The following is a 12,272-nucleotide window of genomic DNA, read 5'->3' on the forward strand; positions in this document are numbered from 1 at the left end:
GTAGTACAGGAGCTACACACTAGTCACAACTGTAATCCTCGGCAGTAGGTTCTTCGACTTCTCCTGCAAAGCCGGTTGAATCCGCGCAGTAGACACCCCCACCCGAGAGAGTGGCTTCAGCCGCCCACGCATCAGCGCTGTCGTAGCAAGAAGCACTCACATCCGAGCTCAGCTCTGATATCTCTTCAGACTTCTCCTGCCACCGATCTGAATCACAGAATCCCTCATAGGAAAGTGAATTATCAGAATAATACAGTTCCGCTTCGGAGCGCACCTGTTGTATGTCTGCTCGTATATTAATGGCTATAGTTGCCTTTCTATCCTCAATAACTCTACTTCCAAACATAAGTTCGGCTGCTTCATCAAAGGTCAAAGGGTCATCCGGAGCTTGAATGTCAATTCGTTGATTTATGTCAGACAAAGTTACCTTTGAAACCAGTCGAAGCTGGGTATCACTTGAGGCCTGAGGAGGACCAAAAAACATCTCGTCTTCCGGTATCGCTTCCGGATTTGGCACAAATACTACTTCCGTTGAATACTGGATCGGATAGCCCGTACGCTCATCCATCCAGATGGTAAAGTCAACGTGTTCATTAAGGTATTCAACTAACTCAGTGAATTCTTCTGTTTCAAAAAAGGCAAGATCGTGCTCAAGCGCTCGCTCTTCTGCCGCGATCTGTTCTTCATCAGTAAGTTTCGAAATTATGTCCGACATAAGCACTTCATAAAACTCGGGGAAACTATCCGCATTTATTCCCAAACTGTACCCGATCGCATTTCTGCCATCCTCAAGTTCTTTCTTCTGGGGCGAGCCATTCAAGACGAACGGATTGTGCTCGGAAACAGCGTTGGATAGCATACGCGGAGACTCAGAAAGGTATTCTTCTTCGCTTTCGCTAGTGTCTGAAGGTAAGACAGAGCTAAGCATATTGTTCGATATCTCCTCCTCGGGGATACTGATCCATCGCTCTCTAATTGGCTCTATATCAAAGAAGAATATTGAGGGGAAATGATTCACACGCGCGTATATTTTTTCATCCTTTATCAAGCTTTCGGCATCAACCTTAACCGTAAGATCCCCCCAATCAACATCTGCTGAGAGAGAATTTTTCATATCAGGTAATTCCGTATCCTCTTCTTCCAAGCCCGCTATGCCGGAAAACGAGACATCGCCATTAAAACGCGCCGGTAGAGATATTGCAGTCATATTCAGACCTTCAAGACCTCCCACAAATGAGCTTTTGTATAAAACTCTATTGGCAGAAAGAAAGAAGAAATCGCTTGTGTCTTGGGTAAATGTAATGGTGCCATCGGTATGTTCGCCTTCTATATCCTCCTTGAGATAATCAAAAACCTCTTCTGTTTCAAATTGCACCGCGAGTTCATAACCACTACCGCCGTCTGTCCTTTGATAGTCAAGGGAGTCAGTGTCAACTTCTGCAAAAGTCCCGATCTCCGCAAGAGAAGCAGGAAAAGATCCGCTTAACCGTTCGTGACTATTCAAATCTCTTCTTATGCTTTTAACACCGTCAAACAACTCGATATCGTCTTCAACGTCCTCAAGACGTGACTCATATATTGGGTCGGTTATATCAAACGGCTCCGCGTTCTCGCCCCTTGGCTCTTGCGCAATAGAAAGAGATACGTCATAGGTAAAACTTTCTACCTTTTGCGAGTTTTCTATAAAATCAGCAAGAAAGCCCTCAATGTCGTTTGGGGCGTTGTACCTCATACCCAAGACCGGTCCAAGTACAAAGAACAAGATCACGCCTACCAAAACAACACCACCTCCTATGAGAACAGAGGTGGGAATACCACGAGAATTATTAGGTTGTTTTCCGTCGCCGCTTCCCACAGCAGAAGAATGCGATCGTGTGGGCACTTCTTCAGTACTTTCTTGCGACTGCTCTGATATAACATCAAAAGCTTCATCCACGTCTTCTTTGGACCAGCCGCCCTGGCTCATAAGTACTGACTCGATTTCCTGCCTTGAGGCGCCCTCGTTTAGTCTGGTCTGTATAAAGGAAAGTAGCTCGTTTGTAACCATAATTAACAAAATTACTTATATGCTACGCAGTTTAGCACAACATATCTTCCCTTTTGTACACAGTCACTTGTAATCACCAAGCTATCCGACGATCAAAAACTCATCAAAGCTTTCTTCGCCTGTGTATTCTCTTTCTTCAATATTCTCCACCTGTGCCATCCGAGGGCCCTCTTTGAGTAAAGACACAAAGCGATCGAGATTTTCTTTCTTCCCTTGGGCCACGATCTCAACTGAGCCGTCGGTGAGATTTTTGGCAGTACCGGTGATGTTGAGCTCATCCGCTATCTCCTTTGCGAAGGACCGGAAAAACACACCTTGAACTTGTCCGGTTATTCGAATATACCTTGTCTCCATATGCTCGTTTATATTAGCTAGAAATAAACGCGAGCGAGAAGAAGTTACCGTAGCTTATCTTTCAAACTAGAAGCGACTTCCGTGTTTCAGTCTACGGTCTTCAACTACGAACCAAATGATCCCTAGTATGATCGTGATTATCAGAGGGATAATGACACAAGGCAGCGGGATAATAATAGCCAGTATAAGAGCGATAACGAGAAGCACATCTACGAAGATAATGCGGTTTTGTACACGCGCTCTGTCAGGCAAGCTAGGAGCGTCTCTCCAAGCGTCATATCCGATGGTCAATAGCGCGATTATGATAAGTATCAAAAGAAAGAGAGAGGCGCATTCTAGGAAGTCCGCGACTCCCTCAGGAAGGCCGAGAAAGGCAGCGGCTGCTTGTCGCGTCCCTTCTTCATCCGGCACTTCTCTTGTTTCTTCTTCCTCTTCCTCAACTTCGCCTTCTCCGGAAGCTTCACCGTCCCCTGTTTCGATCAAAGCCAGATTGTTACGGCTTCCTCCTCCTGGAAGTGGTGGGTTGTCTCCCCCTTGGCCGAATTCACTACCGGGAGGCGTTTCGTCTTCAGAGTCAGGATCTCGTTCGGGGTCTTCTTCATCGTCTCCGTTGTCTCCTCCGTCGTCGAAATCGTCAGAGAACTGAGAGCGTCTAGGTGGGTCGTCGGTTACTATTTCCTCACCGCCCCCTTCGTCGTCTCCATTGGAATCATCCATACAAACAACATCTCCGCTGGTCAAGCCAACACAAACATCAAAATCAACGTGTCCGTTTTGATATTCATTTCCGGACTGCTCTTCAAACAAAGCAAAAAGATCAAACGAAGCGCTCTCTCCACCGGAAAGCTTTCCCAATGAAACGCGCCCGTCACTGAACCAGTCATTTATATTCTGTTCTTCTACGTCACTCCCCCCTGATTCAGATACAGAAATTACTATAGCGTCGCCCAAATTATTAGACTGCGAGTTTTCCAGAAAGCGGATATATAGGTCTTGATCGGTTTTGGTATTATTTTTAGCCGTTATTTCGCCCGACGCTGTATCTCCGGGTAAGAAATTTCCGCCCTCACTAAAAAGAGGGTTCGGATCAAAGTCCACCGTCAACGGATTACCACTCTCGGCGTCCACGCCTGCCGGCACAAGTAAAAGCAAAAATATTGCGATGTATGTGATAAGTTTTTTCATAATTATTCGGTTCCTTCGCTATTATCATCCGATCCATCTTCACCGCCGGAATCTCCGGAGTTGTCGGTGTTATCGTCGTTTGAATCGTCTACGCTGTCTCCAGTGTCGCCTTTTAGGTCCTCGGTTGACTCCTCTTCTTCATCGCTTATTTTTACGTCCGTTTCGCTCTCTTCGCCCTCTGAGTCTTTAGCGTTCTCTTTTGTGGTTTTCTCTTCAACTTTGCCGTCACCGTCTTTTTCGTTATCTGCTTCCGTTTTTTCGGATTCTTCCTCGTTTTCCTTTTCGCTCTCTGGGCTCTCATCTTGCTCACCCTGACTATCTTCTTCCTCCACGTCCTGCTTATCCGCACTGTCACCATTCTCCTTCTCTTCTACCTTTTCCTTTTCGCCATCTTCGGTGGCCTGGTCATCCTGTTCTCCATTTTTATTTTCCTCGTCATCTCCGTCTTCCTCGTCTTTCTTACCGTCTCCCTTATCATCCTTTTCTTCATCGTCTTCCTGTTTTGCTTCCTCTTCTTCGTTATCCTTGGCCGGTTCCGCTTCATCGTCTTCCTGAGTATTCATCATCTGCGTCGCTGGATCAGACTCTGTCTCATCGGTTGTGTTGTCTGAATCGACTACGTTCGGAGCACCGGGAGTCGGGATCGGGTCAACCCAGTCCCCGGTCCCGTCGGGGATACGCGCGTCGGACTTGCCTTCGTTACTTGTAGTCTCACCCCCTGTCGGGTTTTCGTTATCCCCGCCACCGGTGTGGTTTGAGTCCGAGTCGCTGTCATTGGACTGATTTCCATACGAGTAGGAATCACGAACAGCGCCGCTCGCGTCATAGAGGGTTACGGTGTCGCCTGTGTTGTTGAGAATGCTTCCGGACATAAAGAGCACGAGCCATTCGGTACCGCTTCCGGGCGCGCCGATAGTAGTCTGACCATTCCACGTAGTAGCGCTTGAGATCGTCTGCGTATTGTTCGCCTCATCTTTTATATACCATCCGGTCAGATCTACCGGAGTGGCGCTGTTGTTGTAAATCTCGACCCATTCGCCTTGCACCCCGCCCTGGTCATCACTGCCTTCGGGGTTTGGGAGCACTTCATTAAGTACGATCGGTTCTACCGCATCCGGCGGTGTGCCGAAGTTTTCACCTAGGAGCGTAAACATATCAGTCTTGCTGTCATTATACGCTTCGCCGTAGGCATACCCGGCTGATTGGCATTATATGTAAACGCAATTGTACACTGGCCGTCATACTGTGCCTCATCATCAAGTACAGAGAAGTTGAAATTAAAGTCATCAAAATCACCGGAATCTAGAGGAAAGGATCCGGATTGAGTGAAACCAGCAAGACTGCCGTTATATATTTCACTGCCGTCTCGCGAGATAGTCACTTGCAGGTCCGAGCAAAAGTCGCCATTTGCTGAATCTTTGAAAAGCTGATACTCCAGATCCCTACTACCATCAGAAGAAACCGTGGTATCTCTATTATCAGCACCGCTAGAGTTCAGCGTGAGTCCCAGCTCAAGAGAGCTAGCTCGAAAGCTATTGTCCTGAGACGTCTCGGTGTCGCCGTAAAAGGCGTTGGTAGTAGAAACGCCCGTCAGCCCTACTAAGGCCACGGCTGTGAGTATTAAAATGTTGTATAAGGGTTTGTTCATGCTATTTGTCTTTAATCGTCTCCTCCTCCGTCACTGTCTATATCTCCGTTCTTTGTTCTTTTAATCTGCTTTGACATTACAAAAACTTCAGAGATCGTAAGCAAGATGAGTGGTATGACTACGAGAAGCATAAAGCCGGTGGTCGTTTGTACAAATCTGACAAGATATCCGGCGTAAGGCACATTTAGGAAAACTTCTCCTAGTATCTCTTCTTCTGTGATAGTGCGGTGGTCTACGTCTTCGTTCGCGTCTCCTTTAGTCACGAACATTTCCTGGTCAGCCCTATTTATGGTATCGACGATCCTGTGCGTCGTGGGGATAGAGCTCCTTTCCCTTCCGACGAACGTCACTATGTCGTCAACTTCGTAATCATCGCGCGGTATGGTCGTTACCACCGAACCGGCTTTTATCGTTGGCGACATACTTCCGCTCTCTACTACGCGGAAGGTATAGCCATTCTCTATAGGAAGAGTTGAACCGAGAACAAAGATCGCTACAGCTCCCACTGCCGCAGTTACCACCATGCCTGTTATTTTTAGAAAAGTACTCATTCTCGCTTGTGTGTTGCGACCGTACCATACATTTCACTGTATCGTCCAGTCTGTTGAGCGTTTTTTCTAGCGCCCAACCCGTCGAGCACCATAATTGATGCTCGAAACGGTTGGAAACTAGTTAACGACCTGACCTAGGGTGTAGGTGAAGTCTGATTCCAAGCTCTTGTTCTGGAACGAGTTGCCGGTCGTCGGACCGTCGAGCTGTACGTAGAAGTCAAGCTGTCCGGTCTCGCCCGCGTCAAGTCCCGGAGTCGCGTTCATGATCGGATCTGCCTCAAGATCGCGAAGATCAGCGAATCCGTTTCCGTTGTTGTCAGTTCCGTTGATGAAGCCAACAACTGGTCCTCCTGCGATTGGTGTGTAGTCGATTGTTCCGTTCGGTGTATAGACCTGATCAGACGGATCAAAGTCGCCCCACCAGTTGTTAGTGGCATCGATGGTAGTACTAAATCCACCGTCATTCGTCGGATGGACAGCAACGCCAAGCGGTGCAACTAGGTTGTTTTCATTCACGGCCACTAATGAGGCGCTTGAATTGCTTTCAAAGAAAACAGCAATCGCATCACTGCCTCCTTTGTGATCAACGATATTATCAATGTCATTAAGAGTCACAGAAGCATTTGGAGTGTTGGTCTCAAGTCCAATAGCGTGCGACCACAACGCTTCTAGGTCTTTAATAGTATTGTTCTGAATAGATGGAGTGTCAACAACTCCACCACTGCCTACTCCGTAGTTTACAAGTACCCCGTATGCTCCACGACCACCATTGCTATAAGTGTTCGTGGAAGCCTTTATGTCAGTAATAGAGTTGTTCTCAATTACAACTCCAGATAGTGTTCCGGATCCGGTAGAGTCACCAACAAAGACTCCTTTGGCTGAACTTGATGGTGAATCAACAAGCGTAAGGTTACCTACATTCGTTATTGTATTGTTGGTAACCTGTGCAGAAGATGTCGTCTAAATAAACATGCTTGCGCGGTAACCCGACAGTAAGTCTGAACCAATATCAGTAAAGACATTGTGGTCAACAACTCCGCCTGTTACACCGTCAAATACAACGCCGTATCCGGCATCTGGATTTGTAATCTCAAATCCTTGAATTGTTACGTCGTTGCTATTCACATCGATTCGACCTTCAATCGTTGCCCTATTAGTTGAGTCCGGTGCATTTAATGCGGCTAGTGTAATGTCTTCATTAACCGTTAGGTCTTCATTGTACGTACCACCTCCGACACAGACAGTGTCGTCAGAAGATGATACGTTGTCGATACCATCTGTTTGAATCGATTCACTCGAAGTAACAGTCACATCACAGTTTGTCGGTGCTGTGTACTCACCAATGTTAGCACCCGCTCCACCTTCGAGAAGATTCTCGTCTTTCCAAGTGAGCTCTGTAATGCGCATCTGCGCTGCGATGTTGCTATCGTTTGTGGTGTGATCTACCGCCAAACCGATCGCCGCCGCGTCAGTTGATCCGTCGTTCTGTAGCTGTGCCGAGAAGTTGGCTGTGTCTCCTCCCGGAGAAAGATCACCATATCCGGGTGTCTCGCTCGGGCTGAACGAATTCGACCAACCGCCACCGGCTTCATCTAGGTTCAACATAAGATCCAGATCTCCGGAATTGATGGTAACGCCGTTTGCTTCAGCATCGCTCGTAAAGAACGCCTGAGTCGCTCCGAAAGTCGCGACAGCGACGAGTGCGAGCACGCTTATTCCTGTAATTATTTTATTCATATTCTCTCTTGTTTATTTTTAATCCCACTTTTACTCATTCATTCTTTCCGGGCTAGCGCCCAACCCGTCGAGCACCATATACTGATGCTCGAAACGGTTAGACACTAGTTCTGATCTAGTGTGTCGCCAGCTGGCTGTTCACAGGTCAAGAGTTCGTCGAACTGCGTTTCAAGCTCACTAAAGTTTGATGCAGAGAAGTATTCACTTGGACTATCAGCAATATTGCTCTCCAAGAAAATTTCATCTGCTCCACTTCCTACACCGATTGCATAGATTGTAGTACCAGCGCTCCTCGCGTTATCAGCTGCATTTCCTGCACTGCTGTCACTATCTGGAGAACCGTCGGTAAGCACGATCATGAAGTCGGGAGCAGAACGGCTTCCGTCAAGCTCTGCTTGAGCGGTGTCAATTCCGCCGGTCATGTCTGTACCACCACCACCGTTGACATTATCAATCGCAGTTTCGACTGCACTCAGATCATCAGTAAGTCCAGTTCGCAGATTAACCGAACCGCCGAACCCAACAACTCCTACATGAGCTCCGCTAGAGGAGTTCATAAGAGTGTTAACAAAGTTCTTGGCGTCAGTTTTCATTGTTCCAAGATCGCCGCTCATACTTCCAGACCGATCTAGTACAAGCATCACGTCAACCTCGTCGGAACAAAGCGTTTCGTTTTCTCCTTCTCCGCCTCCGAAGTACTGGTCACAAGTGAATCCGTCGTTGTTGCGTGCCTGTACTGCGTGGAACTGAAGATCTGCAAGGAATGAGTCGGTCTGGGACTCGTTGCCCATGTTGCTTCCGTCACAGCTGATCGTATTCCCGCTCACTGTCATTTCACCTGCGCACCATTCGATACCGAGGTAATCAGTCGTTCCTCCGACAAGTGCGTTTCCGTTTTCAGCAAACGCGATCTGGTCGAGCTCGTTTGCTGTCTGTGGAGAACCTACAAGCGGAGTTTCGACTGAATCATATTCTCCGTCTCCGTCCTCGTCGTGCCATGCAAAGAACATGAGGTTATCTCCGAGCTCTCCTTCTCCGTCACTGCCAGTGTCTACTTCACTTTCCGGCTCGGTGAGGCCATTTTCATTGTTCTCTTTGTTCTCAGTAGCGAGACACATATACGAATCATTGTCGTCTACGTGTAGTGAGATCAAGTTACTTCCTCTGTCTCCGGGCTTGATATCGCCGAAGTCAAAGAATCGTTCGTTCTCGAGATCCTTTGCTTCCCAGAGTTCACAGTGCCATAGGGCTTCTTCTGTGCCACATTCAACAGGGTGTACTCGTACATCATCAAGAAGTACACCTTCTGAGTCATTATCTCCTGCGCCTTCAAATGCAATTTCTGTATTTGCTCCGTCAGCAGTAAATTGGTACGTGTACTGCGTCCACTGAGGATCCGAATCTCCGGTCCCGTCAGATGTATAGCTAGATGGAGCAATTTCTGTACCATCTACAAATACTTTGAGCTCATTCTGATTTACTCCTGTGGCTGGACGAGGTGCAAACATAAAGCGCAATTCGTATGTTTCACCGTTAGTTGTCGATACGTCCTGTGAGATGCGCACTAGAGCGGGTTCGCCATCTAGTGGGTCGTTGGGACCAAACCAGTCTGAATCAAGCTCAGCGTATTGGTCTCCCTCCGAGGCATTCCATCCGTTCACACCGCCATGGTGTTCTACGAGCGAAGCTTCTGGCCGAGACTGGCCACCATAAGAGTTTGCTGAAGCATCAGCCCACTCGACGCTCCAAGCATTTACTACTCCGTCTTCAAAGATTTCCCAGCCTTCTTCTTCAGTCACTGGGTTTTCTTCAAAACTTCCGTTCGCGATAAGGTTGGTGTCTGTATTTGTGAGACACTCACCATTTGAACACTCTTCACCGTTATACGTCGCGCGGTTGTGGTCCACAGTCAGATCTATCGAGCCAGCAGCGAAGACGTTTCCTCCTGACACTTCCGTGTCGCTAAAGAAAGCCTGCGTTCCGGCAAAGCCAGCTACCGCGACAAGCGCGAGAACGGCTATACCGAGTACTATTCGTTGCTTCATATTTTTAATTACTTATCAATTAGTCTTCTAATCTCTCTTCTAATCTCTAACAATTCTGTCTTCTGAATCTTAGGCTAATACCCAAGCGACAAAAGCCGATCTAAGTCGGCTTTTGTTTGGTTGGATATTAGTTAACGCTGATGTGTACAGCTGGATTTTCCTGACTAAAGCCAGATCCGACAGCACTGAACTCAAACGTTCCGGTAAGTGTCCAGTCTTGGTTTAGGTTCAATCCCATAACGCTCAAGCTTGAAACGTTACCGTTTGCGGTAAAGTTGTCCGGCGAAAGCCCTGAGTAAATACTAAGTGCCAGATTTGATATTTCTGTCGTCACACCATTTGGTGCTTTTGCATTGATTCCAAGGTTGCTGAATGTGTCTGGACCAACAGTGAACTGTGTAGTTTCTCCATCAACCTCCCAGGTTGCTTCGTTTTCACTTTCGTCATAAGTAAGTGTGAAATCGTATTCTGTTTCTGCGTCCCAGTTTGCTTCTGCTGTATCTTGTCCTGAGACAGAGGAATCATCGGTTCCAACCGCTAGCTCGAAGTTCTGGTTGTTGTTACGAGCTTTCGCGAACCAATCACTACCACCAGACAAGTCTACAGTAGACCAATCATCTTCTTGAGTTACTGCTACATCTTGTTCGCCTTCGTTTAAGTCCTCACAACTGAAGTCCGGGTTGTTTCGTGTCTGTTCTGCGTAGAATGATACGTCAACTTCTACACTGTCGGTCTGCGCTACGTTCACATCTCCTGAGGTGTTAGGAACACAGTTGTCGCTTCCGTCATACTGACCGAAGCAGTAGTTGATTCCAAACGTCTCACTGCCTCCGCTGCTGAGGTCGCCGACTTCAAACCATTCACCGTAGGAAATGCCTGAATTGCCACCAAAGCTCATAAAGTTCTGGAGTTCACCCAAGCCTGAGTCTGTGTTGTTCAAGCTTCCGGTTGTATCTCCGGCTTCTCGCTCAGGGTCAATACGACCGTTTTCTGCGTTTCCGGTATTTTCAACCATTGCGCACACATGTGCGTCGTTGGTGTCGTTCGTAAGCTCGTAGCTTACCTCACCATGATCAAGCGGTTTAAGATCTGCGAGTTCAAACGAGAATCCGTCATCGCTCGGTGTGAACTGCGGCTTTGGGCCATCATTTACTGTATCATCGTCGAGATAGTCGTCTGAGATGCCTGCGATCTCGATATCCACTGCTCCCGCGACGAATGCGTTACCCTGCGAGGTTTCAGTATCCGAGAAGAATGCCTGAGTTCCTGCAAATGTAGCCACTCCCGCGATAGCAATTACTGCTATGCTTAAAATAATTCTTTTCATACTATTTCTGTATTTTTGTTATAAACTCTTAATAATACTAATAAAACAAAGGTTCACATCGACCGTATTTCACTACCGTCCAAAAAATGGATTTGTCAGCCTGCGAATCAAAACTAGATCCTTCGGTACGTCTTTTTCTACCCCTCTACACCTGATTATTTAATATATGTAACTTGTATAGAGGGACAAAAAATGAAGGGTAGCGCCTTCTAACTCGCACATTAATTACAAAAATGAACGCCGTCAAGACTAGTGTACATGCTAAAGAATAACAATAAATTTATGTCAAATGTCTAAAAATGTCCTTTAGGAGAGCGCTCAAATGAGCGGTAAAAAATAGTGTCTTTTATAAAAATAAAAAATGTCCTTTAGATGGTTAAAATTAATTTTAACCATCCGCCGGACAAAATTACCTTAATGAACTAACTTGTGGAAAGAACTCGGGTCTATTTTCTATTCAATTCTTCCTGAGTGTGTCTGCAGGCACAGACGCGCTTCGGGTTGAAGGGCTACCTTAGAGATCTTCACGCTGACGAATTTCGGAGGTCTTCCCCACTCTCGCTTCAGTTGTGAAGCCATAAAGACATGGGTTTCTTCTATCTCTTCGTCGAGCCAAAGCTTCTTTCCTCGCCATAGGAGGAACACCAGACCCTCGGTAACTGTCGTGTTGTAGAAAGAAACGCTCATGCTCTCTTACGGCCTGTGGTCTCGCGAGCCAGAAGTTGTTGTTCTTCCAGCGTTGCTGGCTCCTCTTGAGCTCTTTTGCGAGGTTTAGCTTCCTTTCTTCTAGGCCGTTGACTTCAACTCCGATAACTTGAGCGAACCTGAACGGATGCAAACACCCGACACAAACGTATTCGTTGTCTTCTCCGGCGCCGTTTATAAGTTCCCGAAACGTATGATTGTCAGGATTGACGCCCAAATTGCTCAATAATCTCAACTGGTCTTGTACCACCTCTTGGTACACACTAGGAGAAGCCATATCAACTTTTGTTGTCAAATCGTTCACCGAACTCTCCTCTCTTCACCTCTGTGGTGAATAGCTCTGTTAAGAGAGTACATAGAAATTTGTATAGTGTCAAAAAAAGACACAGAAAAATAGCTTATTTGAGCTATTTTGTGGTTATATATAAATAGAGACGGTATCGAGCGCGATACCGTCTCTGTGCTACACACGCAACCAAACTTCTCTCTTTAGCGAGAGTTTGGGCAACCAGGACCATTTTCCGTAGTTCTGTGCCAGATCTTACGAATCGATTTTTTGGTTAGGGAAAATGACCCAAAGTACAAATCTAGGCCACTCAGACCTCCAATCTATTCTTGTAGATACTCCACTCGCACCAGAGGCAAGCATATCACCCCCTTCTAAGCAATAGAT

Annotated in this window: 12 protein-coding genes; 1 reads left to right on the plus strand and 11 read right to left on the minus strand. The window is 46.9% G+C overall.

Annotated elements, in window-relative coordinates:
* Positions 1–19: 19 nt before the first annotated feature.
* From U5L75_02830 to U5L75_02860, 7 genes are all read right to left on the minus strand, one after another.
* Complete coding sequence (locus U5L75_02830) at positions 20–2,047, minus strand: hypothetical protein (GenBank protein MDZ7726490.1); 2,028 nt, start codon at positions 2,045–2,047, stop codon at positions 20–22.
* Positions 2,048–2,128: 81 nt separating this feature from the next.
* Positions 2,129–2,401: an acylphosphatase gene (locus U5L75_02835; protein ID MDZ7726491.1), complete on the minus strand. Its 273-nt coding sequence runs from the start codon at positions 2,399–2,401 to the stop codon at positions 2,129–2,131.
* A gap of 66 nt (positions 2,402–2,467) precedes the next feature.
* Positions 2,468–3,586, minus strand: coding sequence for a hypothetical protein (locus U5L75_02840; protein MDZ7726492.1), 1,119 nt, complete (start codon positions 3,584–3,586; stop codon positions 2,468–2,470).
* Positions 3,587–3,588: 2 nt separating this feature from the next.
* Positions 3,589–4,740 (minus strand): lamin tail domain-containing protein, encoded by a 1,152-nt coding sequence (locus U5L75_02845; GenBank protein MDZ7726493.1) that lies wholly within the window; start codon positions 4,738–4,740, stop codon positions 3,589–3,591.
* Positions 4,725–5,234, minus strand: coding sequence for a hypothetical protein (locus U5L75_02850; GenBank protein ID MDZ7726494.1), 510 nt, complete (start codon positions 5,232–5,234; stop codon positions 4,725–4,727). Before U5L75_02850 ends, U5L75_02845 begins: the two co-directional genes overlap by 16 nt.
* A gap of 11 nt (positions 5,235–5,245) precedes the next feature.
* Entirely contained in the window at positions 5,246–5,785 is a 540-nt protein-coding gene (locus U5L75_02855; protein ID MDZ7726495.1) for a signal peptidase I, read from the minus strand.
* Positions 5,786–5,902: 117 nt separating this feature from the next.
* On the minus strand, positions 5,903–6,448 hold the full coding sequence (locus tag U5L75_02860) for a hypothetical protein (GenBank protein ID MDZ7726496.1): 546 nt from the start codon (positions 6,446–6,448) through the stop codon (positions 5,903–5,905).
* Between the two features lie 115 nt (positions 6,449–6,563).
* Here U5L75_02860 and U5L75_02865 point away from each other — a divergent pair, with 115 nt between their 5' ends.
* Positions 6,564–6,749, plus strand: a complete 186-nt coding sequence (locus tag U5L75_02865) for a hypothetical protein (GenBank protein MDZ7726497.1) — start codon at positions 6,564–6,566, stop codon at positions 6,747–6,749.
* Here U5L75_02865 and U5L75_02870 read toward each other — a convergent pair.
* The 4 genes from U5L75_02870 to U5L75_02885 all read right to left on the minus strand — a co-directional run bounded on the left by U5L75_02870 (position 6,746) and on the right by U5L75_02885 (position 11,894).
* Entirely contained in the window at positions 6,746–7,522 is a 777-nt protein-coding gene (locus U5L75_02870) for a hypothetical protein (protein ID MDZ7726498.1), read from the minus strand. The two genes, U5L75_02865 and U5L75_02870, sit on opposite strands and share 4 nt — an antisense overlap.
* A gap of 104 nt (positions 7,523–7,626) precedes the next feature.
* The gene (locus tag U5L75_02875; protein MDZ7726499.1) at positions 7,627–9,567 is read right to left on the minus strand and encodes a TasA family protein; all 1,941 of its coding nucleotides are present in this window, start codon (positions 9,565–9,567) and stop codon (positions 7,627–7,629) included.
* Between the two features lie 127 nt (positions 9,568–9,694).
* On the minus strand, positions 9,695–10,894 hold the full coding sequence (locus U5L75_02880; protein ID MDZ7726500.1) for a choice-of-anchor W domain-containing protein: 1,200 nt from the start codon (positions 10,892–10,894) through the stop codon (positions 9,695–9,697).
* A gap of 514 nt (positions 10,895–11,408) precedes the next feature.
* Entirely contained in the window at positions 11,409–11,894 is a 486-nt protein-coding gene (locus U5L75_02885; GenBank protein MDZ7726501.1) for a hypothetical protein, read from the minus strand.
* Positions 11,895–12,272 lie beyond the last annotated feature (378 nt).

It is taken from the genome of Candidatus Campbellbacteria bacterium (genome assembly GCA_034521025.1).
Lineage (GTDB): Bacteria > Patescibacteriota > Minisyncoccia > Phycocordibacterales > JAXHMZ01 > JAXHMZ01.

Bases quoted from the DNA above. Each gene is read 5' to 3' on its own strand.
- U5L75_02870 (MDZ7726498.1), bottom strand. From the start codon at position 7,522: ATGAATAAAATAATTACAGGAATAAGCGTGCTCGCACTCGTCGCTGTC.
- U5L75_02875 (MDZ7726499.1), bottom strand. From the start codon at position 9,567: ATGAAGCAACGAATAGTACTCGGTATAGCCGTTCTCGCGCTTGTCGCG.
- U5L75_02830 (MDZ7726490.1), bottom strand. From the start codon at position 2,047: ATGGTTACAAACGAGCTACTTTCCTTTATACAGACCAGACTAAACGAG.
- U5L75_02850 (MDZ7726494.1), bottom strand. From the start codon at position 5,234: ATGAACAAACCCTTATACAACATTTTAATACTCACAGCCGTGGCCTTA.
- U5L75_02855 (MDZ7726495.1), bottom strand. From the start codon at position 5,785: ATGAGTACTTTTCTAAAAATAACAGGCATGGTGGTAACTGCGGCAGTG.
- U5L75_02880 (MDZ7726500.1), bottom strand. From the start codon at position 10,894: ATGAAAAGAATTATTTTAAGCATAGCAGTAATTGCTATCGCGGGAGTG.
- U5L75_02835 (MDZ7726491.1), bottom strand. From the start codon at position 2,401: ATGGAGACAAGGTATATTCGAATAACCGGACAAGTTCAAGGTGTGTTT.
- U5L75_02840 (MDZ7726492.1), bottom strand. From the start codon at position 3,586: ATGAAAAAACTTATCACATACATCGCAATATTTTTGCTTTTACTTGTG.
- U5L75_02845 (MDZ7726493.1), bottom strand. From the start codon at position 4,740: ATGTTTACGCTCCTAGGTGAAAACTTCGGCACACCGCCGGATGCGGTA.